21 protein-coding genes are annotated in these 22,761 nt (G+C 72.3%); 15 read left to right on the top strand and 6 right to left on the bottom strand.

The genetic code is table 11. The features are described from left to right. Positions 1 to 165: 165 nt before the first annotated feature. The 3 genes from ACIRR8_RS29025 (at position 166) to ACIRR8_RS29015 (ending at position 3,758) form a co-directional block, all read left to right on the top strand. Positions 166 to 1,200: an NlpC/P60 family protein gene (locus tag ACIRR8_RS29025; RefSeq protein ID WP_404070327.1), complete on the top strand. Its 1,035-nt coding sequence runs from the start codon at positions 166 to 168 to the stop codon at positions 1,198 to 1,200. Between the two features lie 256 nt (positions 1,201 to 1,456). Further along, on the top strand, positions 1,457 to 2,485 hold the full coding sequence (locus tag ACIRR8_RS29020) for an NlpC/P60 family protein (RefSeq protein ID WP_404070325.1): 1,029 nt from the start codon (positions 1,457 to 1,459) through the stop codon (positions 2,483 to 2,485). A 16-nt stretch (positions 2,486 to 2,501) separates the two neighbouring features. Continuing rightward, positions 2,502 to 3,758: a hypothetical protein gene (locus ACIRR8_RS29015; protein WP_404070323.1), complete on the top strand. Its 1,257-nt coding sequence runs from the start codon at positions 2,502 to 2,504 to the stop codon at positions 3,756 to 3,758. Here the strand turns inward: ACIRR8_RS29015 and ACIRR8_RS29010 are convergent. After that, positions 3,734 to 4,975 carry a glycosyltransferase 87 family protein gene (locus tag ACIRR8_RS29010; protein WP_404070321.1) on the bottom strand — a complete coding sequence of 414 codons (1,242 nt, stop codon included), beginning with the start codon at positions 4,973 to 4,975 and terminating at the stop codon, positions 3,734 to 3,736. The genes ACIRR8_RS29015 and ACIRR8_RS29010 overlap by 25 nt on opposite strands. 123 nt (positions 4,976 to 5,098) lie before the next feature. Here ACIRR8_RS29010 and ACIRR8_RS29005 point away from each other — a divergent pair, with 123 nt between their 5' ends. Further along, positions 5,099 to 6,241 (top strand): glycosyltransferase family 4 protein, encoded by a 1,143-nt coding sequence (locus tag ACIRR8_RS29005; protein ID WP_404070319.1) that lies wholly within the window; start codon positions 5,099 to 5,101, stop codon positions 6,239 to 6,241. 83 nt (positions 6,242 to 6,324) lie between these two features. Here the strand turns inward: ACIRR8_RS29005 and ACIRR8_RS29000 are convergent, their stop codons facing one another. Beyond that, positions 6,325 to 8,121 carry an AMP-dependent synthetase/ligase gene (locus ACIRR8_RS29000; protein ID WP_404070317.1) on the bottom strand — a complete coding sequence of 599 codons (1,797 nt, stop codon included), beginning with the start codon at positions 8,119 to 8,121 and terminating at the stop codon, positions 6,325 to 6,327. A 280-nt stretch (positions 8,122 to 8,401) separates the two neighbouring features. Here ACIRR8_RS29000 and ACIRR8_RS28995 point away from each other — a divergent pair, with 280 nt between their 5' ends. The 6 genes from ACIRR8_RS28995 (at position 8,402) to ACIRR8_RS28970 (ending at position 13,438) form a co-directional block, all read left to right on the top strand. Continuing rightward, positions 8,402 to 9,199 (top strand): metallophosphoesterase, encoded by a 798-nt coding sequence (locus tag ACIRR8_RS28995; RefSeq protein ID WP_404070315.1) that lies wholly within the window; start codon positions 8,402 to 8,404, stop codon positions 9,197 to 9,199. Positions 9,200 to 9,308: 109 nt separating this feature from the next. Beyond that, positions 9,309 to 9,758 (top strand): SRPBCC family protein, encoded by a 450-nt coding sequence (locus ACIRR8_RS28990; protein WP_404070313.1) that lies wholly within the window; start codon positions 9,309 to 9,311, stop codon positions 9,756 to 9,758. A gap of 5 nt (positions 9,759 to 9,763) precedes the next feature. After that, the gene (locus tag ACIRR8_RS28985; protein ID WP_404070311.1) at positions 9,764 to 10,957 is read left to right on the top strand and encodes an ArsA family ATPase; all 1,194 of its coding nucleotides are present in this window, start codon (positions 9,764 to 9,766) and stop codon (positions 10,955 to 10,957) included. A gap of 108 nt (positions 10,958 to 11,065) precedes the next feature. Then, complete coding sequence (locus tag ACIRR8_RS28980; RefSeq protein ID WP_404070309.1) at positions 11,066 to 11,545, top strand: DUF5304 domain-containing protein; 480 nt, start codon at positions 11,066 to 11,068, stop codon at positions 11,543 to 11,545. Positions 11,546 to 11,664: 119 nt separating this feature from the next. Further along, complete coding sequence (locus ACIRR8_RS28975) at positions 11,665 to 12,606, top strand: ROK family glucokinase (RefSeq protein WP_018511956.1); 942 nt, start codon at positions 11,665 to 11,667, stop codon at positions 12,604 to 12,606. Positions 12,607 to 12,685: 79 nt separating this feature from the next. Then, the gene (locus ACIRR8_RS28970; RefSeq protein ID WP_404070307.1) at positions 12,686 to 13,438 is read left to right on the top strand and encodes an endonuclease/exonuclease/phosphatase family protein; all 753 of its coding nucleotides are present in this window, start codon (positions 12,686 to 12,688) and stop codon (positions 13,436 to 13,438) included. A gap of 4 nt (positions 13,439 to 13,442) precedes the next feature. Here the strand turns inward: ACIRR8_RS28970 and ACIRR8_RS28965 are convergent, their stop codons facing one another. Both ACIRR8_RS28965 and ACIRR8_RS28960 read right to left on the bottom strand, forming a co-directional pair. Next, positions 13,443 to 14,156 carry a hypothetical protein gene (locus ACIRR8_RS28965; RefSeq protein WP_404070305.1) on the bottom strand — a complete coding sequence of 238 codons (714 nt, stop codon included), beginning with the start codon at positions 14,154 to 14,156 and terminating at the stop codon, positions 13,443 to 13,445. After that, positions 14,149 to 14,928 carry an alpha/beta hydrolase gene (locus tag ACIRR8_RS28960; protein ID WP_404070303.1) on the bottom strand — a complete coding sequence of 260 codons (780 nt, stop codon included), beginning with the start codon at positions 14,926 to 14,928 and terminating at the stop codon, positions 14,149 to 14,151. Before ACIRR8_RS28960 ends, ACIRR8_RS28965 begins: the two co-directional genes overlap by 8 nt. A 192-nt stretch (positions 14,929 to 15,120) precedes the next feature. Between ACIRR8_RS28960 and ACIRR8_RS28955 the strand changes: the two genes are divergently transcribed. The 4 genes from ACIRR8_RS28955 (at position 15,121) to ACIRR8_RS28940 (ending at position 19,075) form a co-directional block, all read left to right on the top strand. Then, positions 15,121 to 15,933 carry a lysophospholipid acyltransferase family protein gene (locus ACIRR8_RS28955; protein WP_404070301.1) on the top strand — a complete coding sequence of 271 codons (813 nt, stop codon included), beginning with the start codon at positions 15,121 to 15,123 and terminating at the stop codon, positions 15,931 to 15,933. Positions 15,934 to 15,964: 31 nt separating this feature from the next. Then, on the top strand, positions 15,965 to 17,212 hold the full coding sequence (gene macS / locus ACIRR8_RS28950; RefSeq protein WP_404070299.1) for a MacS family sensor histidine kinase: 1,248 nt from the start codon (positions 15,965 to 15,967) through the stop codon (positions 17,210 to 17,212). 71 nt (positions 17,213 to 17,283) lie between these two features. Further along, on the top strand, positions 17,284 to 17,970 hold the full coding sequence (locus ACIRR8_RS28945; RefSeq protein WP_404070401.1) for a response regulator: 687 nt from the start codon (positions 17,284 to 17,286) through the stop codon (positions 17,968 to 17,970). Between the two features lie 109 nt (positions 17,971 to 18,079). Then, on the top strand, positions 18,080 to 19,075 hold the full coding sequence (locus ACIRR8_RS28940) for a 2-hydroxyacid dehydrogenase (RefSeq protein WP_404070297.1): 996 nt from the start codon (positions 18,080 to 18,082) through the stop codon (positions 19,073 to 19,075). 10 nt (positions 19,076 to 19,085) lie between these two features. On the opposite strand, the gene ACIRR8_RS28935 is transcribed toward ACIRR8_RS28940, so the two are convergent. Together ACIRR8_RS28935 and ACIRR8_RS28930 are read right to left on the bottom strand one after the other, a co-directional pair. After that, positions 19,086 to 20,972, bottom strand: a complete 1,887-nt coding sequence (locus ACIRR8_RS28935; RefSeq protein WP_404070295.1) for an anthranilate synthase family protein — start codon at positions 20,970 to 20,972, stop codon at positions 19,086 to 19,088. A gap of 129 nt (positions 20,973 to 21,101) precedes the next feature. Next, positions 21,102 to 21,170 carry a trp operon leader peptide gene (locus tag ACIRR8_RS28930; protein WP_106429850.1) on the bottom strand — a complete coding sequence of 23 codons (69 nt, stop codon included), beginning with the start codon at positions 21,168 to 21,170 and terminating at the stop codon, positions 21,102 to 21,104. A gap of 102 nt (positions 21,171 to 21,272) precedes the next feature. On the opposite strand from ACIRR8_RS28930, the gene ACIRR8_RS28925 reads away from it, so the two are divergent. Beyond that, positions 21,273 to 22,619: a class II 3-deoxy-7-phosphoheptulonate synthase gene (locus ACIRR8_RS28925; protein WP_404070293.1), complete on the top strand. Its 1,347-nt coding sequence runs from the start codon at positions 21,273 to 21,275 to the stop codon at positions 22,617 to 22,619. Positions 22,620 to 22,761: the final 142 nt, after the last annotated feature.

Below are 22,761 nucleotides of genomic sequence, written 5' to 3'. Positions count from 1 at the left end.
GAACTGATCACAAGATGGTCACTAGGTTTAGCCCTCGAACCTTCGCACGGTTGATCACCCATTGGGGGTGGCGGCGAAGGAACCGCCGAATCCGTGAGTGCACGGAGCCGGGGATTCTTTCCCCCAGCCCGGTAGGCGGCTCTGAGGAAGAAGGAGCTCGCCTTCGTGGCGTCCCACCGTCGTCCCAAGCAGCCGAGCCGCGCCCGTGTGACCGTGCTCACCGCGACCGCCGCCGCGGCTGTGGCCCTGACCTCCCAGGCCGCCCACGCCGACCCCAAGCCGACCAAGGACGAGGTCAAGGCGGAGGTCGACAAGCTCTACCACGAGGCCGAGGCCGCCACCGAGAAGTACAACGGGGCCAAGGAGCAGCAGGACAAGCTGAAGAAGCAGGTCGACGCGCTCCAGGACAAGGTCGCCCGCGGCCAGGACGAGCTCAACACCCTGCGCGGCGAGCTGGGTTCGATCGCCACCGCGCAGTACCGCTCCGGCGGCATCGACCCCTCGGTCGCCCTCTTCCTCGCCTCGGACCCGGACAGCTTCCTCGACCAGGCCTCCGCGCTCGACCAGCTGACGGTCAAGCAGACGGAGTCGCTGCAGAAGATCCAGGCCAAGCAGCGCACCCTCGCCCAGCAGCGCAAGGAAGCCCAGGACAAGCTCGGCGACCTCGCCGACGTCCGCAAGCAGCTCGGCGAGAACAAGAAGAAGTACCAGGGCAAGCTGGCCGACGCGCAGCGCCTCCTCAACAGCCTCACCGCCGCCGAGCGGGCGAAGATCCAGGAGGAGGAGGCGGCGAAGGACCGCGCCAGCCGCGCCACCAGTGAGCGCGTCGAGCTCGGCAACGAGGCTCCCGCGTCGGGCCGCGGAGCCGCCGCCCTCTCCGCCGCCGCCACCCAGCTCGGCAAGCCGTACGTCTCCGGCGGCTCCGGCCCCAACTCCTACGACTGCTCCGGGCTGACCCAGTGGGCCTTCGCCCAGGCCGGTGTCGGCATCTCCCGGACCACGTACACCCAGCAGAACGACGGCACGAAGATCGGCCGCAGCGAGCTCAGGCCCGGCGACCTGGTCTTCTTCAACGGCCTGTCGCACGTCGGCTTCTACGCCGGCAACAACCAGATCCTGCACTCCCCGAAGCCGGGCACCGTCGTCCGCTACGAGTCCATGGACTACATGGGCACCTTCCAGTTCGGCGTCCGCATCTGACGCGTCCGAACTGACGCCACGCCCGCCCGGAGCGACGCCCGAACGAGGGAATCGCCCCACCCCGCACTGACGCCCTGCCCCGCCCGGAGACCGAGGTCACCGGCGGGGCAGCGCCGTTTCGACGCCTCTTCCGCCACCGCCGGGGTCTTTGGCCGCCCGGTGGTCGTCCGATTACTGTCTGGCTGCTGCGCGGCTCCCGGTACGGACCCGCGCGTTCCTGCGTCAACTGCGTCAGCGGAAGGAAGTGCGGCTTCCTGTGGTGTCCCATCGCCGTCCCACCCAGTCCGGCCTCCATCGGGGCGTCCGCGTCACGGTCGTCTCGGCGGCCGCCGCCACCGCGGCCGCGACCCTGACCGGGGCCCCGGCGAGCGCCGACCCCCAGGACACCCGCGCGAGCGCCAAGGCGGCCGTCGACCGGCTCTACGGCGAGGCCGAGAAGGCCACCGAGCTCTACAACGAGGCCGGGGAGCGGGTGGAGCGGCTACGCGGCGAGGCGGACCGGGCCCAGGACGCGACCGCCCGCGGCCAGGAGGCCATCAACCGGATGCGGAACTCGCTCGGCGCGATGGCGGGCGCGCAATACCGCACCGGCTCGATCGACCCGGCTCTCGCGCTGCTGCTCTCCTCCGACCCGGACACCTACCTGGAGCGGGCCGCCGCGCTCGACCGGGCCGGGGTGCGCCAGGCGCTGACCCTGGACAAGCTCCGGCACGCCCAGCGCAAGGTGGCCCAGACCCGCGCCGAGGCCGGCCGCGCGCTGGCCGGGCTGGAGCGCGACCGGGCCGCCGTCACCCGCCACAAGCGGACCGTCGAGGCCAAGCTCCGCCAGGCCCGGCAGCTGCTGAACTCGCTGCCGGCCCAGGACCGCGCCGCCTTCGACCGCGCCTCCCGCACCGGCCGCGACGCCGCCCCCGACCTCTCCGGCGTCACGCCCGGTTCGGCCCGCGGGATGTCCGCAGTCGCCGCCGTACGCCAGGCGCTCGGCAAGCCGTACGTGTGGGGCGCCAACGGGCCCTCCGGCTTCGACTGCTCCGGCCTCATGCAGTGGGCCTACAGCCAGGCCGGCGTGAGCCTGCCGCGCACCTCGCAGGCACAGCGGTACGCCGGCCGCATGGTCCCGCTCTCCCAGGCCCAGCCCGGCGACCTGGTCGCCTACCGCGCCGACGCCAGCCACATCGGCATGTACGTCGGCAACGGCCAGGTCATCCACGCCCCGTACCCGGGCGCCGCGATCCGCTACGACCCCGTCGGCATGATGCCGGTCTCCTCGGTCACCCGGATCTGACCGTACGATCGGCAGGATGGCCGTACGAGGACGTGGTGCGCGACGGGGACGACCCCGGTCTCCTCGGCGTGCGGCGGGCCTGGTGCTCGCCGCTCTGCTGACCGCCTCGGGCTGTGTGGCCCCGGCCGATGCCGACACCTCGCTCACCGTCCGCGAGATCGACGCCACCCTGGAGCGCCGGGCCGCCGCCGTCCTGGCCAGGGACCCGGCGGGCTACCTCGACGCGCTGGCCCCCGACGCGGTGAAGCTGCGGGCCGTCCAGCGCACCGAGTTCGCCAACCTCGCCGACGTACCGCTGAAGTCCTGGTCGTACGAGGTGAAGGGCATCACCGAGGAGGACGGCGACTGGGCCACCGCCGAGGTGGAGCTGCGCTACCGGATCGACGGGTACGACACCGCGCCCGTCGCCGCCCGCCGGACCCTGGAGCTGATGCGCGACGGCGAGAAGTGGTACGTCAGCGCCGACCGGCCCGCCAAGGGCGCCTCCGAGCAGCTCTGGCACCAAGGGGAGGTGGAGGTCGTGCGGGGCGCCCACAGCCTCGTCCTGGGCGTCGGGCGGTCGCAGGAGGAGCTGCGCCAGGTCGCGGACACCGTGGACCTCGCCGTACCGGCCGTCTCCGACGCCTGGCCGGGGTCCTGGGCGCGCCGGGTGGTCGTCCTCGTCCCGGACTCCACGGAGTCCATGGCGGACCTGCTGGGCTCGCCGGAGACCAGCTACCGGGGCATCGCCGCCGTCACCACCGGCGAGGCCGGCGCCACCGGGGAGCGGCCGGCGCTCGCGGACCGGGTGATCGTCAATCCGCAGGCGTACGCCACGCTCGGCAGCTTCGGCCAGCGCGTCGTCCTGACCCATGAGACGGTCCATGTCGCCACCCGGACCAGCACCTCCACGGCCACACCGGTCTGGCTCTCCGAAGGGTTCGCCGACTGGGCCGCCTACCGGGGCGAGGACCGCACGCCCGACCTCATCGCCCCCGAGCTGACCGGCACGGTCCGGGCCGGTGACCTGCCCGCCGAACTCCCCGTCGACCAGGACTTCGGCTTCGACGGCGACCCGGCCGAGCTGTCCCGGGCCTACGAGAGCGCCTGGATGGCCTGCGAGCTCATCGCCGAGCGGTGGGGCCAGGAGAGGCTCACCGCCTTCTACGCGGCGGTGGGCGCCCATCCCGGGCGGGACGGGGCGGTGGAGCAGGCGCTGGGGTCGGTGCTCTCCACGACGCCGGAGCAGTTCACCGCCGACTGGCGCGACTACCTGAGCACCCGGCTCGGCTGATCCCCGCCGACCGGAGACAGGCCGGCCACCGCCCCCGGCACCGTCTCCCGCCACAGCCGCCGCGCGGCCATCACCGAGGCCGCCACCAGCAGCCCGTTCCGCACGGCGAGGAGCGCCACGCCCCACGCGTCGCTCGCCACCACCTCGGCGAAGTAAACCGGGAACTCCATCACCGTCACTCCGGCCGCCGCCAGCACCAGCACGGCGGGCCGCACCATTCCGCCGTTCCGGAACGCGAGGCAGACGGCCGCGAGTCCGACCAGCCAGACCACGTACTGCGGGCTGATCACCCGGCTCGTCGTGGTGAACAGCAGCACCGCCGTGAACGCGGCCTGCGCCGGGGTGTGCGCGGCGAACGTCCGGGCCCGCAGCCGCCACACCAGCAGCCAGCCCAGCGCGAGCACGGCCAGCCCCAGCGCGAGCGTCGAGACCAGCTCCACCTGCGGGCCGAGGAACTCCATCGAGCCGTAGTGCAGCTCCACCCGGCCCTCCCAGCCGACATGGCGCGCGAGGTGGAAGTACAGCGCGCCCAGCGACTCGATCTCCAGGCCCCGGTCCCGCTGGAACACCAGGAACGCGAACGCCCCCGGCATCCACAGCGCGAACCCCACCGCCAGACCGGCCCCCGTCAGCGCCGCCGCCGACCAGGCCGCCCGGGTCGGCCGCCCCCGCCGGACCCCGATCAGCACCAGCGCCGGCCACACCTTCAGCAGCGCCCCGAACGCGGCCAGCATCCCCAGCACCTTCGGGTGGCGCACCCCGGCCAGCAGCGCCGCCACCGCGACCGCCGTCACCATCAGGTCGTAACGCGCGTACACCGTCGGCCCCAGCAACGGCACCCCCACGACCCACACCCACACGCCCGCCGCCCTTATCCCCGGGCGCCGCCCCGCGTACAGCAGCAGGCCGAAGACCAGCGCGTCGCAGAGCAGCACGAGGACGTAGAAGGCGCTCGCGTACTCCCAGAAGGGCAGCAGGGCCGGGGAGAGGATCGCGAGGGCGGCGCCGGGCGGGTACTGCCAGGTGACGTCGTCCAGCGGATACGTGCCGGTCAGCAGCGTCTCGTACCAGCCCCGGTAGATCACCGACACGTCCACCGTGACATCGAGGCCGCCCGGGGTGAGCACCCCGAACACCCAGAGCAGCAGCGCCGCCCGGGTCAGCGCCCAGGCCGCGTACGGCAGGAGCCCCGCGCCCCTGGATGCCTGGCCCGTCATCCCGATGTCCGCCCCGTCATCGCCGCCGCCCTGGATCGTCTCCGGCTCCTGTCCGGCGGCCCATGATGCCGGGGGGTGAGGGCGTGGGCCGTGAAGCGCGGCCGTTCGGTACTGTCAGCCGCGATGGACAAGACCTTGATCGTGACCAACGACTTCCCGCCCCGCCCCGGTGGCATCCAGGCGTTCCTGCACAACATGGCGCTCCGCCTGGACCCCGACCGGGTCGTCGTCTACGCCTCCACCTGGAAACGGGGCGAGGAGGGTACGGCGGCCACCGCCGCCTTCGACGCCGAGCAGCCGTTCACCGTGGTGCGCGACCGGACGACGATGCTGCTGCCGACCCCGCGCGTCACCCGGCGGGCCACCGACCTGCTGCGCGAACACGGCTGCACCTCCGTCTGGTTCGGCGCCGCCGCGCCGCTCGGCCTGATGGCCCCGGCGCTGCGCCGCGCGGGCGCGAAGCGGCTGGTGGCCACCACCCACGGCCACGAGGCCGGCTGGGCCCAGCTGCCCGCCTCCCGGCAGCTGCTGCGAAGGATCGGGGAAGGCACGGACACGATCACCTATCTGGGGGAGTACACGCGCTCCCGGATCGCCGCCGCCCTCACCCCGGACGCGGCCGCCCGCATGGTGCAACTGCCCCCGGGCGTCGATGAGAAGACCTTCCACCCGGCCTCCGGCGGCGACCAGGTCCGGGCCCGCCTCGGCCTGACCGACCGGCCGGTGATCGTCTGCGTATCCCGCCTGGTGCCGCGCAAGGGCCAGGACACGCTGATCCTGGCCATGCCCGCGATCCTGGCGCGGATCCCGGACGCGGTGCTGCTGATCGTCGGCGGCGGCCCGTACGCCAAGGAGCTGGAGCGGCTCGCGGCGGAGACCGGGGTGGCGGACTCGGTGCGGTTCACCGGGCCGGTGCCGTGGGCGGAACTGCCCGCGCACTACGGGGCCGGGGACGTCTTCGCCATGCCGTGCCGGACCCGGCGGCGTGGGCTTGACGTCGAAGGGCTCGGGATCGTCTACCTGGAGGCCTCCGCGACCGGGCTGCCGGTGGTGGCGGGCGACTCGGGCGGCGCGCCGGACGCGGTGCTCGACGGCGAGACCGGGTGGGTGGTGCGCGGCGGTAGCGCCGAGGAGTCGGCGGACCGGATCGTCACGCTGCTCGGGGACGCGGAGCTGCGGCAGCGGATGGGGGAGCGGGGGCGGGCCTGGGTCGAGGAGAAGTGGCGCTGGGACCTGCTGGCGGAGAAGCTCAAGGCGCTGCTGTGACTACGGGCAAGACACCGCCGTGAGTACGCGGAAGGGGCCCGCGCTCTCGGAAAGCGCGGGCCCCTTCGTACGCGTGACACCGCTCAGGCGCGGTAGATCGACTCCACCTCGTCCGCGAAGTCCTTCGCCACCACGTTCCGCTTCAGCTTCAGCGACGGCGTGATGTGGCCCGCCTCCTCGGTGAACTGGGCCCGCAGGATCCGGAACTTGCGTACGGACTCGGCCTTGGAGACCGCCGCGTTGCCGTCGTCCACCGCCCGCTGCACCTCGGCCAGCAGCTCCGGGTCCTCGCGCAGCGACAGGGCCGTCGAACCGGCCGGCTTGCCGTGCTCCTCGGCCCAGCGGCCCAGGAAGTCCTCGTCCAGGGTGACCAGCGCGCCGACGAACGGGCGGCCGTCGCCGACCACCATGCACTCGGCGACCAGCGCGTGGGCGCGGATGCGGTCCTCGATCACCGCCGGCGCGACGTTCTTGCCGCCCGCCGTGACGATGATCTCCTTCTTGCGGCCGGTGATCGCGAGGTAGCCGTCCTCGTCGAGCGTGCCGATGTCCCCGGTGTGGAACCAGCCGTCGGCCAGCGCCTCGGCGGAGGCCGCCTCGTTCTTCCAGTACCCGGTGAACAGGTGCTCGCCGTGGAGCAGCACCTCGCCGTCGTCCGCGATCCGGACCACCGAGCCGGGCAGCGGCTGGCCGACCGTGCCGATCTTCTGCCGGTCCCACGGGTTGAACGCGGTCGCCGCGCAGCTCTCGGTGAGGCCGTAGCCCTCCAGGACCGTGAAGCCGATGCCCCGGTAGAAGTGGCCGAGGCGCTCACCGAGCGGGGCGCCGCCGGAGATCGCGAACTCGCCCTTGCCGCCCAGGACGTTGCGCAGCTTCCCGAAGACCAGCTTGTCGAAGAGCTTGTGCTTGAGCTTCAGCCCGAGAGAGGGGCCCTGCGCAGTGGACAGCGCCCGGCTGTAGGCGATCGCCGTGTCGGCGGCCCGGTCGAAGATCTTGCCCTTGCCGTCCGCCTGCGCCTTGGCGCGCGCCGCGTTGTAGACCTTCTCGAAGACGCGCGGCACACCGAGGATCAGCGTCGGCCGGAAGGAGGCCAGCTCATCGGTGAGGTTCTTGATGTCGGGGACGCAGCCGAGCCGGATCGGGGCCATCACCGACGCCACCTCGACCATCCGGCCGAAGACGTGCGCCGCAGGCAGGAACAGCAGCACCGAGCACTCGCCCGTACGGAACAGCGGCTTCAGCCGCTCCACCACGTTGCCGCACTCCGCGAAGAAGCTGCGGTGGGTGAGCACACAGCCCTTGGGGCGGCCGGTCGTACCGGAGGTGTAGACGATGGTCGCCGGGTCGTCGGCCTTGGCGCTGACCATCCGCAGGTCCATGGTCTCGTCCGAGACCTCGGCGCCCGCCTCGCCCAGGGCCTTCACCGCGCCCGCCTCGATCTGCCAGACGTGCGCGAGATCCGGCAGCCCCTCCCGCACGGAGGCCACCGCCGCCGCGTGCGCGTCGCTCTCCACGAACACCGCCACCGCGCCGGAGTCGCTGAGGATCCACTGCACCTGCTCGGCGGAGCTGGTCTCGTACACCGGCACGGTCACCCCGCCCGCGCTCCAGATCGCGAAGTCCAGCAGCACCCACTCGTACCGGGTGCGCGACATCAGGGCGACCCGGTCGCCGGGCTGCACGCCCGAGGCGATCAGCCCTTTGGCGGCGGTGCGCACCTCGGCCAGGAACTCGGTGGCGGTGACATCGGACCACGCACCGGCCACCTTGCGGCTCATCACCGCCACTTCGGGATGCTGAGCGGCGTTGCGGCGGATCAGATCCGTCAGATTGCCGTCCGTCGGGACCTCGTACAGGGCCGGAAGGCTGAACTCGCGCAAGACTGCTGCTCCTCATCGGGCTCCGGTGCCACGGCTCTGTGTGACGCACCGGCTGCGGTCCAAGAATGGCGGTGCTCAGTGGGGTGAGCACGACTGGACTGCCCGGACGTTACCCACCGGTACTGGGTTCCCGATAGGGGGTTCCGGCCAGATGTCTTATGCATCACACAGGTAAATGGCCCTTTTCGCGCACACTAGTCCACCGGCCCGACGACTCGAAAGTATCCGCAGGTCCGGCCGGATCTACCCGCACGCGGGCGGCCGTCCTAGGGTGATCCGTATGCGAGGCAGCGAAGCGGACGGGCCGGCGGCCCGCACCCGGATCCACGTGGTCAGTGACGTGCACGGCAACGCGGAGGCCCTGGCCCGCGCGGGGGAGGGGGCCGACGCCCTGATCTGCCTCGGTGACCTGGTGCTTTTCCTCGACTACGCCGACCACTCGCGCGGCATCTTCCCCGCCCTCTTCGGCAAGGAGAACGCCACCCGCATCGTCGAGCTGCGCACCGCCCGCCGCTACGAGGAGGCCCGTGCCCTCGGCCGCGAGCTGTGGGCGGGCCGCGACCGCTTCACCGAGATCATCGGCGCCGTACGCACGCAGTACGCCGAACTCTTCGCCGCCTTCCCCACCCCGACGTACGCCACCTACGGCAACGTCGACGTCCCCGACCTGTGGCCCGAGTACGCCCGCCCCGGCACCACCGTGCTGGACGGGGAGCGGGTGGAGATCGGCGGCCGGGTCTTCGGCTTCGTCGGCGGCGGCCTCAAGACCCCGATGAACACCCCGTACGAGATCAGTGACGAGGAGTACGCCGCCAAGGTCGAGGCGCTCGGCCCGGTCGACGTGCTCTGCTCGCACATCCCGCCCGAGGTCCCCGAGCTGACCTACGACACCGTCGCCCGCCGCTTCGAACGCGGCTCCACCGCCCTGCTGGAGGCCATCCGCACCACCCGCCCCCGGTACGCGCTTTTCGGCCATGTTCACCAGCCGTTGGTCCGCCGGATGCGGATCGGTACCACCGAGTGCGTCAACGTCGGCCACTTCGCCTCCACCGGCACGCCCTGGGCGCTGACCTGGTGACCGGAAGGGCCCGGGGCGTGGACCGGAGCGCGGCGGGCACGCGATAGCCTGCACAGCGGCAGGCTTCTGCCGAACGCGACCGGTAACACCGCACTGGAGGGCCACGGCGATGGCTGAACACACCAGCTCGAGCATCACGATCGAGGCGGCACCGGCCGACGTCATGGCGGTGATCGCCGACTTCGCCCGCTACCCGGAGTGGACCGGCGAGGTCAAGGAGGCCGAGGTCCTGGCGGTGAACGACCAGGGCCGCGCCGAGCAGGTCCGCCTCGTCCTGGACGCCGGAGCCATCAAGGACGACCACGTCCTGCAATACACCTGGCTCGGCGACAAGGAAGTCAGCTGGACCCTGGTCAAGTCCCAGATGCTGCGCTCGCTGGACGGCACGTACGCCCTCGCGTCGATGGCCGGCGGCGTGCGCACCGAGGTCACCTACAAGCTCGCCGTGGACGTCAAGATCCCGCTGCTCGGCATGATCAAGCGCAAGGCCGAGAAGGTCATCATCGACCGCGCGCTCGCCGGTCTGAAGAAGCGCGTCGAGTCCGTCCCGCAGGGCTGAGAGCGATGCGTACGGTCCTGGCCACCGGTCCCGGCGGTGCGGGCCGTACCACGCTCGCCGCGGCGACCGCCCTGGCCGCCGCGGCCGCCGGCCACCGCACCCTGCTGGTCTCCGCCGAGCCGATACCCGGCATCCCCGCAGGCCCCGAGCCCACCGCCGTCACCGACCGCCTCGACCACGCCCGGATCGACTCCGGCGCCCACTTCCGCGCCGAACTCACCGAGCTCCAGGAGCGCGCATCCGGCGTCCTGGACCTGCTCGGCGCCGGCCGCCTGGACGGCGAGGAGCTCACCGAACTTCCCGGCGCCCCGCAGCTCGCCCTCCTCCACACCCTGCACCGGGCCGCCGCCGGCGACTGGTCCACCGCCGGCTACGACACCCTCGTCGTCGACCTCCCGCCGCTCGACCAGGCCCTCGCCCTGCTGGCCCTGCCCGAGCAGCTCCGCCGCTACCTGCGCCGCCTGCTCCCCGCCGAACGCCAGGCCGCCCGCGCCCTGCGCCCGGTCCTCGCCCAGCTCGCCGGGGTCCCGATGCCCGCGCAGTGGCTGTACGAGGCCGCCGCCCGCAAGGACGAGGAGCTGGCCGCCGTCCAGGCCCTGGTCGAGGACGGCGCCACCACGCTCCGCCTGGTCGCCGAGCCCGGGCCCGCCGCGGAGGACGCCCTGCGCACCGCCCGCACCGGCCTCGCCCTGTACGGGCTCCGCGCCGACCTGCTGGTGGCCAACCGGGTCCTGCCGCGCCACTCCTCCGACCCCTGGTTCGCCGATCTCGCCGCCCGGCAGGAGAAGTGCCTGGGCCACTGGCACGAGGAGTGGGCCCCGCACGTCCCGGTCCACGAGGCCGCGCACCTGGGCCGCGACCCGCGCTCCGCCGACGACCTGGCCGCGCTCGCCGTCCCGGCGCCCGACGAGCGCGTGCCGGGCCGGGCGGAGGACCCGTGGTGGATCGAGGAGGAGCCGGGCGAGGAGGGCGGCCCGTCCGTGCTGGCCTGGTGCCTGCCGCTGCCCGGCGCGGTGAAGCAGGACCTGCGCCTGGTCCGCCGCGGCGAGGAACTGCTCCTGACCGTGGGCCCGTTCCACCGCATCCTCAAGGTGGCCTCGGCCCTGCGCCGCTGCACCGTCTCCGGCGCGGCCCTGACCGACGGCGTCCTGCGGGTCCGCTTCACCCCGGACCCGGCGCTCTGGCCGCGCACCCCGTGACCCGTACTTCCTGAACGGTCCACGGCCATTCGGGTAACGTCGGTGGTACGAGTTCGAGCCCGGCCGGCCGGCGCCGGCAGCCTCCATCCCGCGTCGCAGGAGTCCGCCATGAGTGAAGCCACCGATCGTCCCGTCGACGGCGACGCGTGGGCCGACGCCTGCGCCGAGGACCTCGCGGAGGAGAAGGCCCGCCGCCGCGCCCAGTACGGCCCGCAGCCCGGCTCCGCCGCCGAGGAGCTGCGCAAGCTCGTCGACGCGGTCGCCGACAAGGTCTCCTCGCTCCAGTCGCCGCTGCTCGGCGTCGCCGCCCAGGGCGCGGTCCAGCAGGCCATCCGGCAGGCACGCTCCGCCGTGGAGCCGGTCATCGAGCGCAACCCGCAGGTCTTCGACCACCTCGCCGCCGCCGGCAACGAGCTGCTCGCCGCCTACCGCTCGGCGGTGGAGGGCCAGGAGAGCCGCTGGACCCGCACCGCCGCCGACCCGGCCAAGCCCGCCCCCGCCGAGAAGGCCGCCGACGACCCGTCCGATCCGCGTGACGACGGCCGCGGCGAAGGCCCCTCCGGCACCGAACGCATCGACCTGGACTGACCGGACGAGCCGGCCGGCCACGCGTTCCACTTCGGCCGGGACCGACCGGTCCCGGCCGGGCCGGGCGCTGCCTCGGGTACGGTTGCCCTTAGCGGGGCTCGACCGAAACTGAGGGATTCATGGGACTCACCATCGGCGTCGATATCGGCGGCACGAAGATCGCGGCTGGAGTGGTCGACGAAGAGGGCCGGATCCTCTCGACGTTCAAGGTGGCGACGCCCCCGACGGCCGAAGGCATCGTCGACGCGATCTGCGCGGCGGTGGCCGGAGCGAGCGAGGGACACGAGGTGGAGGCCGTCGGCATCGGCGCCGCCGGTTACGTCGACGACAAGCGCGCCACCGTGCTCTTCGCACCCAACATCAACTGGCGCCACGAGCCGCTCAAGGACAAGGTCGAGCAGCGCGTCGGCCTGCCCGTCGTCGTCGAGAACGACGCCAACGCGGCCGCCTGGGGCGAGTACCGCTTCGGCGCCGGCCAGGGTCACGACGACGTCATCTGCATCACGCTCGGCACCGGCCTCGGCGGCGGCATCATCATCGGCAACAAGCTGCGCCGCGGACGCTTCGGCGTGGCCGCCGAGTTCGGCCACATCCGGGTCGTCCCGGACGGCCTGCTCTGCGGCTGCGGCAGCCAGGGCTGCTGGGAGCAGTACGCCTCCGGCCGCGCGCTCGTCCGGTACGCGAAGCAGCGCGCCAACGCCACCCCCGAGAACGCGGCCATACTGCTGGGCCTCGGCGACGGCACGGTGGACGGCATCGAGGGCAAGCACATCAGCGAGGCCGCCCGCCAGGGCGACCCGGTCGCGGTCGACTCGTTCCGTGAGCTGGCCCGCTGGGCCGGCGCCGGACTGGCCGACCTCGCCTCGCTGTTCGACCCGTCGGCGTTCATCGTCGGCGGCGGCGTCTCGGACGAGGGCGAGCTGGTCCTCGACCCGATCCGCAAGTCGTTCCGGCGCTGGCTGATCGGCGGCGAGTGGCGCCCGCACGCCCAGGTGCTCGCCGCCCAACTCGGCGGCAAGGCAGGCCTCGTGGGCGCGGCCGACCTGGCCCGCCAAGGCTGATCCCTCTCCCGTACGACGCATACGGCGCCCGTCGCCGCCCTCCGGGGCGGTGGCGGGCGTCCGTCGTATCGTGGCCCGCATGGTTCTGACGCCGCTGCCCGACTCCCGTACCGAGCCGGACGGTTCAGCCGTGATCCGGGTGCTGAGCTACAACGTCCGCTCGATGCGCGACGACACCGCGGCCCTGGCCCGGGTCATCCGCGCCTGCGCCCCCGACCTGGTCCTCGTCCAGGAGGCGCCGCGCTTCTTCCGCTGGCGCAAGGCGGCCGCGCGGCTGGCCAAGAGCAGCGGCCTGGTGGTCCTCGGCGGCGGCGCCACCGCCGCCGGGCCGCTGCTGCTCTGCTCGCTGCGCGCCACCGTCGAGCGCACGGAGGACGTCCTGCTGCCGCTCACTCCGGGCCGGCACCGCAGAGGCTTCGCCACCGCTGTCGTCACGATCGGCGGGGTCCGGCTCGGGGTGCTGAGCTGCCATCTGAGCCTCCAGCGCGAGGAGCGCCTCACCCAGGCCGGTCTGCTGCTGGAGCAGCTGGCGTCCCTGGGCGTCCAGCACGCCGTGGCGGGCGGCGACCTCAACGACGTACCGACCGGAAAGGCGTTCCAGCACCTGGCCGGCCACCTTCAGGACTGCCGGGCCGTCGCCCCGTGGGGCGGTGAGCTGACGTTCCCGCCCGACGGGCCCCGTAAGCGCATCGACGCCGTCTTCGCGACGCCGGGCATCGAGGTGCTCGGCTGCGGAGTCCCAACCGGGCTTTCCGGCGTCAGCGACGCGGACCTGAGGGCGGCCACCGACCATCTGCCGGTCCTGGCCGCCCTCAGAGTGCCTGTCGGCTGAGCTTTCAGACCACCGCGCCGCGGCCCGGGTCGCCGTAGGTGTCGTCATCGTCGTCGTGCGGCATCCGGGCCACCAGCGTGGCGAAGCCGCCCAGGAAGCCGCCGATGCAGAGCGTGGTGAGCCACCACGTCATCTCCCACTGGAGCAGCACCGCGAGCAGCATCAGCACCGGCCCGCCGAGCACCGCGAGCCAGGCGAACTTCGCCGTCGTGTCGGCCTCCGGCAGCGGCGGCGGCTCCGGAGGCACGAAGTGGCCCTCCTCGCCGTCGTCCGGCGCGTCGATGCCGTCGTCCTTGGACTCGGGCAGCTCGTAGTCGCGCGGACCGGCGACACCGGGCGCGAAGACGACGGAGCTGCCGAGCGGCTTCTTCTCCGGCGGCTTCGGCGGCTTCCCGGCCCCCTTGTCCGCCGGACTCCCGGCCCGGCCGTCCTCCGGCCCCACCACATTGCGCTGGTCGTCCTCCAGCAGGGCCAGATCCTCGACGGACTTGAACGGCTTGGCCCCCGGCGGGTCCGGCGGCTCCTCCCCGTACCCCGCGACGATCGCGGCCCAGGCCGCGTCCTCGTCGATCACCCGCTCCTCGTCGGGCCGCTTCTCCGGCTCGGTCCCTTCCGGGACGGCCGGCTTCGTCGTCCCCTCCGGGACGGCCGCGCTCTCCGTGGGGCGCGGTTCGCGCTCCTCGTCGCTGCCTGTGCGTTCCGCGTCGTGCTCAGCCACCGGACGTGCTCCCCTTCATCCCGACGCTCGGTGCGAGACGGCCGATGAACCGGTAGCTCTCATCGAAGATCCGCTCCGCATCATGGTCCAACGTCGCCACGTGGTAGCTCTGTTCCAGCAGGATCTCGGAAACGTCCGTGGAGGAGATCCGGCTGAGGATCCGCGCGCTGTCCGCCGGCGGCACGACATGGTCCTGCGGGCTGTGCAGCACCACCACCGGCTGGGTCACCTGCGGCAGCTCGCCGTCGACCAGCCGGAAGAACTTCCGCACCGAGTGCGCCGCGTGCAACGGCACCTTGTCGTAGCCGACCTCGTGCGAGCCCGGCAGCGCGATGTCGTCGGCCAGGCCCTTCGTCGTCCGCACCAGATGGCGGGCGACCGGCAGCGCGTACGCCGAGAGGCCGTGCACCTTGTTGGCCGGGTTGACCAGCACCAGACCGCTGATCGCGTCCCCGTGCTTGGCCGCGAGCCGCAGGGACAGCGCGCCGCCCATGGAGAGGCCGAAGACGAAGACCCGCTCGCACTTCTCGCTGAGCACCCGCAGCTCGCGGTCCACCTCCGCGTACCAGTCCTGCCAGCCGGTGACCGCCATGTCCTCCCAGCGGGTGCCGTGGCCGGGCAGCAGCGGCAGCGAGACGGTGAGCCCGCGCTCGGCGAGGTAATCGGCCCAGGGACGCAGGGACTGCGGCGAGCCGGTGAAGCCATGACAGAGGAGGACGCCGACCTCTCCGCCCTCGTGGCGGAACGGCTCGGCTCCAGGGAGGACCGGCACCAGGGTCTCCTGTTCGTGAGGTGAGGCGGGGGCGGGGCGCGCACCGGGGGCGTGCTTGACGGATGACTTCACCGTACGCGACCGGACCGACACCGACCAGGGCCGTCGCGGACCCCGCGCACGCCCCGGGTCGCGGACCCCGCGCACGCCCCGGGATATGGTCTGAGCCACAGCACACAGGAGGCAGAGCAGTTGATCTACGGCGCAATGAAGTTCTCCATCGGCGGCTCCTTGAAGCTCGCCTTCCGGCCGTGGGTGGAGGGCCTGGAGAACATCCCCGAGCGGGGGCCGGCGATCCTCGCGAGCAACCACCTCTCCTTCTCCGACTCGTTCTTCCTCCCGGCCGTCCTGGACCGCAAGGTCACCTTCATCGCCAAGGCCGAGTACTTCACGGCCCCGGGCGTCAAGGGCAAGCTCACCGCCGCCTTCTTCAAAGGCGTCGGCCAGCTCCCCGTCGACCGCTCCGGAGCCCGCGGCGCCGGTGAGGCAGCGATCAAGGCGGGCATCCAGGTCGTCGAGAGCGGCGGCCTCTTCGGCATCTACCCGGAGGGCACCCGCTCGCCCGACGGCCGCCTCTACCGCGGCAAGCCCGGCGGCCTGGCCCGCGTAGCGCTGGCCACCGGCGCCCCGGTCATCCCGGTCGCGATGATCGACACCGAGAAGATCCAGCCGCCCGGCCAGGTGGTGCCCAAGCTCATGCGCCCCGGCATCAGGATCGGCAAGCCGCTGGACTTCAGCCGTTACCAGGGCATGGACGGCGACCGCTTCATCCTGCGCTCGGTGACCGACGAGGTCATGTACGAGATCATGAAGCTCTCCGGCCAGGAGTACGTGGACATCTACGCCACCGCCGCCAAGCGCCAGATCGCCGACGAGGCGAAGGCGAAGGCGGAGGAGGCCAAGCGGGAGCGGAAGCAGGCGCAGGCGGCGGGCGACGGCAGCGGGCACGAGCAGGGCCGGGGGCACGCGGCCGACGAGAGCGGAACGGAACGGTCCGGCGCGTAGGCGCGTCGTACACCGTCGGGGGTGGGGCGAAATGGCCAGGCGTGAGCGGGTCGTACGGATGTCGGTCGAGCAGCCGCTGTGGCGTGCGCTGACGGGCTACCGCGTGCTGACGATGGTCTACGCGGTGCTGCTCGCGATCTTCGGGAAGGACAACTTCGGCCAGCAGAGGTTCGAGCGGCCCTGGGTGGCCTGCGCCTACCTCGCGTTCCTCTTCGTGTGGACGCTCGCCACCCTGCCCAAGGTCCGCTCCGCCGCGAGCTGCACCAAACGCTTCCTCGGCGCGGACCTCGTCGTCGCGCTGACCGGGATCATGCTCACCCCGGTGGCCGACATCCACTCCCAGACCTTCGACGGCCCCACGCTGCCCTCGATCTGGACGGCCGGAGCGGTCCTCGCCTTCGCCATCAAGGGCGGCTGGCGGTGGGCGGCCTTCGCCTCCACCTTCGTCGCCGTCGCCAACATCATCCAGCGCGGCGACCCCAGCCGGGACACCTTCCACAACGTCCTGCTGGTCTGGGTCGCCTCCATCGCCATCGGGTACGTCGTCGAGGTCGCCCGCGCCAGTGAACGCACCCTGGCCCGCGCTCTGGAGATCGAGGCCGCGACCCGCGAGCGCGAGCGGCTGGCCCGGGACATCCACGACAGCGTGCTCCAGGTCCTCGCCATGGTGCAGCGCCGGGGCACCGCGATCGGCGGTGAGGCGGCCGAGCTGGGCCGGATGGCCGGCGAGCAGGAGGTCGCCCTGCGCACCCTGGTCTCCAGCGGCCTGGTCCCGCCGACCCGGGTCTCCGAGGACGCCGCCGAGGGGGCCGTCGTCCGCACGGTCGAGGTGGACGACGGCTCCGGCGCCGAGGCCGCCACCTGCGACCTGCGCGCCCTCCTCGCCCCGCACGCCGGCTCCCGCACCAGCCTCGCGGAGCCCGGCGCTCCGGTGGTCCTGCCCGCGGAGGCCGCCCGCGAGCTGGCCGCCGCTGTCAGTGCCGCGTTGGACAATGTGCGGGTGCACGCCGGCGACGGGGCGCAGGCGTGGATCCTGGTCGAGGACGAGCCCGGTGAGGTCGTCGTCACGGTCCGGGACGACGGCCCCGGCATCCCGGAGGGCCGCCTCGCCCAGGCGGAGGGGGAGGGGCGGATGGGGGTCGCGCTCTCCATCCGCGGCCGGTTGCGCGATCTCGGCGGCACGGCCGAGGTGATCTCGGTGCCGGGACAGGGCACCGAGGTCGAGTTGAAGGTTCCGAAAGCACAGGTTTCCCGGGGGAAGGCAGGATCGGCCCGATGAGCACGCAGAACGCAGCACAGGACGCGGCGGCGCAGGATGCATCTGATCAGGACGCACCTCGGAGCGCACCGATGCAGGACGGCGCCGAGGCCACCGACCGGCCGATCAAGGTCATGGTCGTCGACGACCACCCCATGTGGCGCGACGCCGTCGCCCGCGACCTCGCCGAGTCCGGCTTCGACGTCGTCGCGACCGCCGGGGACGGCCCGCAGGCGGTCCGCCGCGCCAAGGCCGTGGTCCCGGACGTCCTGGTCCTCGACCTGAACCTGCCCGGCATGCCCGGCGTCCAGGTCTGCAAGGAGCTGGTCCCCTCCCACCCGGGCCTGCGCGTCCTGGTCCTCTCCGCGAGCGGCGAGCACGCCGACGTCCTGGAGGCGGTGAAGTCCGGCGCCACCGGCTATCTCCTGAAGTCCGCCTCCACCCAGGAGCTGACCGACGCCGTCCGCTCGACCGCCAACGGCGACCCGGTCTTCACCCCCGGCCTCGCCGGCCTGGTCCTGGGCGAGTACCGCAGGCTCGCCTCCGACCCCGCGCCCGCCGCCTCCGACGAGCCCAAGGCCCCGCAGCTCACCGACCGGGAGACCGAGGTGCTGCGGCTGGTCGCCAAGGGGCTCTCGTACAAGCAGATCGCGGAGCGCCTGGTCATCTCGCACCGCACCGTCCAGAACCACGTGCAGAACACCCTCGGCAAGCTCCAGCTGCACAACCGGGTGGAGCTCGTGCGGTACGCGATCGAGCGTGGCCTCGACGACGTCTGACCGGGACCCGGGGCCGACCCTCGGGGCTGGGGCCTGTGAGGACGTGCGGCCCGGCCGGCGGGCCGTCCGGCCGCAGGCGCGCTCCGGTGCGGAGCCTTATATTCGCGCTATGGAGATCCTGGCGTTCGGTGTGCAGTCAGACGAGAAGCCCCTGATCGAGAAGGCCTTCGCCGGGTCGCACGAGGTGCGCTGCCTGGACGTCTTCCTGAACCGGGACACCGCTCCCATCGCGGCCGGGTACGAGATCATCTCCACCAGCGTCAACGCCGACCTCGGCTCCCAGGTCCTCCAGACCCTGGCCACCGGCGGCACGCAGATGATCGCCCAGCGCTCCACCGGCTTCAACAACATCGACCTGGACGTCGCCGAGCGGCTGGCCCTGCGCGTCGCCCGGGTCTCGTACTACTCGCCGTACTCGGTCGCCGAATTCGCCTGGACCCTGGCCATGGCGGTCAACCGGCGCGTGATCCGGGCCGCGAGCCGCACCCGCGACTTCGACTTCCGGCTCGACGGACTGCTCGGCCGCGACATGCACGGCCGGACCGTCGGCGTGGTCGGCACCGGCAAGATCGGTGAGGCGTTCGCCAGGATCGCCCACGGCTTCGGGATGAAGCTGCTGGGCTGGGACGTCGTGGAGAACCCGGCCTGCCTGGAGATCGGCATGGAGTACGTGGAGAAGGAGCGGCTCTTCGCCGAGGCCGACCTGATCAGCCTGCACGTCCCGCTGCTCCCCGCCACCCAGCACATCATCAACGAGGCGGCCCTCAAGTCGATGAAGGACGACGCGATCCTGGTCAACTCCAGCCGCGGCGGGCTCGTCGACACCGCCGCCCTGGTCACCGAGTTGCGGGCCGGACGGTTCCTCGGCGTCGGACTCGACGTGTACGAGGCGGAGGCCGGGCTCTTCTTCCTGGACAAGTCCCTGGAAGGCGTCGACGACGACACCCTGGCCCGGCTGGTGACCTTCCCGAACGTCATCGTCACCTCGCACCAGGCGTACTACACCGAGGACGCGGTGGGCCAGATCATCGACGCGACCGTACAGAACGTCACCGACTACCTGGCCCGCCGCCACAGCGAGAACGTGCTCGTGCCGCGTAGGTGAACGTGGAGGCTCAGCTCAGCACCGGCAGCCCCGCCAGCAGCTCCGTCACGATCGCGGCCCCTCGCACGGTCAGCACCGACTCCGGATGGAACTGCACCGAGGCGAAGCCCGGCCCGCGCAGCGCGTGCAGCTCACCGCTCTCCTCGTCCCGGCTCACCGCGATGCCGTGCGCGGCCAGCTCCACGGCGGCGGGGGAGTCGCACCGAGCGGTGAAGCTGTTGTAGAAGCCGACCGTCTCCGGCCGCCCGAACAGCTCGATCCTCGTCTGCGCGCCTTGGTACGGCACCGCCTTGCGTACGATCTCCAGCCCCAGCTCCGCCGCGATCAGCTCATGGCCGAGGCAGACACCGAGCAGCCCGTGCCGGTGCTCCCGGACCAGTTCGGCCGTCAGCTCCCGCAGCAGCCGCATCTTCGGGTCCGCGAGATCGCCCGGATTCCCGGGGCCGGGTCCCAGCACGACCGGTCCCTGATGCGCCCGCACCACCTCGCGCAGCCCCGGCTCGTCGTACCGGCGCACCGACACATCGAGCCCGGACGAGCGCAGCAGGTGGGCCAGCATCGCGGTGAAAGTGTCCTCGCCGTCCACCACCAGCGCGTGCCCGGACAGCTCCCGGGTGCGCTCCTGCATCCGCAGCCAGAACGGGGCGAGTGAGCCGCGCCGGTCGTCCAGCGCCGCCTGCACCCGGGGATCGGCGGCCAGCAGCGGACGGCCCGCCTCCGCCTCCGGCCGTCCCGGCCGCACCCCGAGCGCCGCCAGCACCCCGGCGGCCTTGGCGTGCGTCTCGGCGACCTCGCTCTCCGGGTCCGAGTGCCGTACGAGAGTGGCGCCGACCGGGACCTTGAGCGAGCCGCCCGGAGCGATGTCGGCGGTCCGGATCAGGATCGGGGAGTCCAGCGTCTGCGCCCCGTTCGCGTCCCGGCCCAGCAGCGCCAGCGCGCCCGCGTAGTAGCCGCGCCCGCCGAGCTCGTACCGCTCGATGACCCGGCAGGCGTTCTGCACCGGTGAGCCGGTGACGGTCGCCGCGAACATGGTCTCGCGCAGTACCTCCCGTACGTCCAGGGAGGACCGGCCCCGCAGCTCGTACTCCGTATGGGCGAGATGGGCCATCTCCTTGAGCCGGGGTCCGACGACCACCCCGCCCATGTCGCCCACCGTGCACATCATCTTCAGCTCCTCGTCGACCACCATGGACAGCTCCTCGCTCTCCTTGCGGTCTCCGAGGAACGCCAGCAGGCTTGCCGCGGTCGGCCCTTCGGCCGGGTAGCGGTAGGTCCCGCTGATCGGGTTCATCACGACGGTCCCGCCGGACATCCGCACATGCACCTCCGGGCTCGCCCCCACCAGCGTCCTGTCCCCGGTGTGCACCACGAACGTCCAGTACGCGCCCCGCTCACCCGCCAGCAGCCGCCGGAACAGCGCCAGCGCGTCGGCCCGCCCGAACCCCGGGATCTCACCCCGGAACGTCCGCCGGATCACGAAGTTCGCGCCCTCGCCCTGCCCGATCTCGTCCCGGATCACCCGCCGCACGATCTCCGCGTACTCCCCGTCCGGCACATCGAAGCCGCGGTCCTCCACCGTCACGTCATGCGCGGGCAGGGCGGCCAGCACCTCCGTCAGCTCCAGCTCGTGACTCTCGTCGGCGACCAGCACGCTCAGCGGCGTCCCGTCGTCCCGCACGTCGAAGCCGCGCTCGGCGATCTGCCGGAACGGCACCAGCGCGAGCGCGGGCCGCTCGCCCACCGGCAGATCGGCCAGCCGCTCCGCCTGACGCACCTGGCCGATCAGCACCTCCACGTGATCGTGGTCACGGCCGGGCGTACGCCGGCGCAGCAGGGCGAAGGGCGGAGCGTCGTCGGCCAGCAGCCGGCGGACGAGTTCAACGGCGGTACGGGACATGGGAGCGGGTTCCTTCCGGACGGTCCGTACGAGGGCCTCGTACGGGATTCACGGGGGAGAGGAACGGCTCCGAAACGCAGGAAAGGCCGCCCCTCGGGCGGCCTTCGCGGTGTCTGTCAGCGCGATGATTCAGCGGGCCGCCGGATGAGCGGTCCACCACCAGTTCTGGATCGAGATCTGGATCTGTTGCGTCGACATGGTGCGACCCTAGCGGACGTTCCGGGCATCGGAGCGGGTGTCTCAACTATTGAGCGCTCGAATGGACGCCCCGCGCGACCCCGTAATGTGGTCCATGTGACCGTGAACGCCAATACCTCCGTCGCCGGTGGCAACACCTGGCGAGACCTTCCCGCGGCGCAGCAGCCCGAGTACCCCGACTCCGAGGCCCTGCGCGATGTACTCGCGGACCTCGCGTCGTATCCGCCGCTCGTCTTCGCGGGCGAGTGCGACCAGCTGCGCGCCCGTCTGGGAGCCGTCGCCAAGGGCGAGGCGTTCCTGCTGCAGGGCGGCGACTGCGCCGAGGCCTTCGACGCCGTGTCCGCCGAGCACATCCGGGCCAAGCTGAAGACGCTCCTCCAGATGAGCGCCGTCCTGACCTACGCGGCCTCCGTGCCCGTGGTGAAGGTCGGCCGGATCGCGGGCCAGTACTCCAAGCCGCGATCCAAGTCGACCGAGACCCGCGACGGCGTGACCCTGCCGACGTACCGCGGCGACTCGGTGAACGGCTTCGCCTTCACCGAGGAGGCCCGGATCCCGGACCCCGCGCGGCTGAAGCAGATGTACCACGCGTCCTCCTCGACGCTGAACCTGGTGCGCGCCTTCACCACCGGTGGTTACGCGGACCTGCGCCAGGTGCACGCCTGGAACCAGGACTTCGTGAAGTCGTCCCCGGCCGGCCAGCGCTACGAGGCCCTGGCCCGCGAGATCGACAACGCGCTGAACTTCATGAAGGCGTGCGGCACCGACCCGGCCGAGTTCAAGGCGGTCGAGTTCTACGCCTCGCACGAGGCGCTCCTGCTGGACTACGAGACGGCGCTGACCCGCACCGACTCGCGCACCGGCGAGCTGTACGACACCTCCGGCCACATGGTCTGGATCGGTGAGCGCACCCGGCAGATGGACGGCGCGCATATCGAGTTCGCCTCCAAGGTCCGCAACCCGATCGGCATCAAGCTCGGCCCGACGACCACGGTCGACGAGGCGCTCGGCTACGTCGACCGCCTGGACCCGGACCGCGAGCCCGGCCGCCTGACCTTCATCGTCCGCATGGGCGCCGACAAGGTCCGCGACAAGCTCCCCGAGCTGGTCGAGAAGGTCACCGCGTCCGGCGCCACCGTGGCGTGGGTGACCGACCCGATGCACGGCAACACCTTCGAGGCCGCCTCCGGCCACAAGACGCGCCGCTTCGACGACGTCCTGGACGAGGTCAAGGGCTTCTTCGAGGTCCACAAGGGCCTCGGCACCCACCCGGGCGGCATCCACGTGGAGCTGACCGGCGACGATGTCACCGAGTGCGTGGGCGGCGGCCACGAGATCTTCGTGGACGATCTGCACCAGCGCTACGAGACGGCCTGCGACCCGCGGCTCAACCGCAGCCAGTCGCTCGACCTGGCCTTCCTCGTCGCCGAGATGTACCGCGACCAGTAGGACTCCCCGGCGGGTGTTCCCGCCGGACGCACCTGTGGGGCACGGATCGATGTGATCCGTGCCCCACAGTCCGTTCCCGGGCTTTTGCGCGACTCGCCAGGCGGGTAAGGTTAGGTTAGCCTCACCGATGAAGACGGGGACG

Origin of the sequence: Streptomyces sp. NPDC101178 (assembly GCF_044767965.1) — a bacterium.
Taxonomy (GTDB): Bacteria; Actinomycetota; Actinomycetes; order Streptomycetales; family Streptomycetaceae; genus Streptomyces.
This window is presented reverse-complemented; position numbering and strand designations above follow the sequence as displayed.

What these genes read in the sequence shown, in the direction of transcription:
- macS (WP_404070299.1), top strand. Translation starts at nt 15,965, where the DNA reads ATGGCCAGGCGTGAGCGGGTCGTACGGATGTCGGTCGAGCAGCCGCTG.
- ACIRR8_RS29010 (WP_404070321.1), bottom strand. Translation starts at nt 4,975, where the DNA reads ATGACGGGCCAGGCATCCAGGGGCGCGGGGCTCCTGCCGTACGCGGCC.
- ACIRR8_RS28985 (WP_404070311.1), top strand. Translation starts at nt 9,764, where the DNA reads ATGCGTACGGTCCTGGCCACCGGTCCCGGCGGTGCGGGCCGTACCACG.
- ACIRR8_RS28935 (WP_404070295.1), bottom strand. Translation starts at nt 20,972, where the DNA reads ATGTCCCGTACCGCCGTTGAACTCGTCCGCCGGCTGCTGGCCGACGAC.
- ACIRR8_RS28945 (WP_404070401.1), top strand. Translation starts at nt 17,284, where the DNA reads ATGCAGGACGGCGCCGAGGCCACCGACCGGCCGATCAAGGTCATGGTC.
- ACIRR8_RS28970 (WP_404070307.1), top strand. Translation starts at nt 12,686, where the DNA reads ATGGTTCTGACGCCGCTGCCCGACTCCCGTACCGAGCCGGACGGTTCA.
- ACIRR8_RS29015 (WP_404070323.1), top strand. Translation starts at nt 2,502, where the DNA reads ATGGCCGTACGAGGACGTGGTGCGCGACGGGGACGACCCCGGTCTCCT.
- ACIRR8_RS28975 (WP_018511956.1), top strand. Translation starts at nt 11,665, where the DNA reads ATGGGACTCACCATCGGCGTCGATATCGGCGGCACGAAGATCGCGGCT.
- ACIRR8_RS28980 (WP_404070309.1), top strand. Translation starts at nt 11,066, where the DNA reads ATGAGTGAAGCCACCGATCGTCCCGTCGACGGCGACGCGTGGGCCGAC.
- ACIRR8_RS28995 (WP_404070315.1), top strand. Translation starts at nt 8,402, where the DNA reads ATGCGAGGCAGCGAAGCGGACGGGCCGGCGGCCCGCACCCGGATCCAC.
- ACIRR8_RS28990 (WP_404070313.1), top strand. Translation starts at nt 9,309, where the DNA reads ATGGCTGAACACACCAGCTCGAGCATCACGATCGAGGCGGCACCGGCC.
- ACIRR8_RS28940 (WP_404070297.1), top strand. Translation starts at nt 18,080, where the DNA reads ATGGAGATCCTGGCGTTCGGTGTGCAGTCAGACGAGAAGCCCCTGATC.
- ACIRR8_RS29005 (WP_404070319.1), top strand. Translation starts at nt 5,099, where the DNA reads ATGGACAAGACCTTGATCGTGACCAACGACTTCCCGCCCCGCCCCGGT.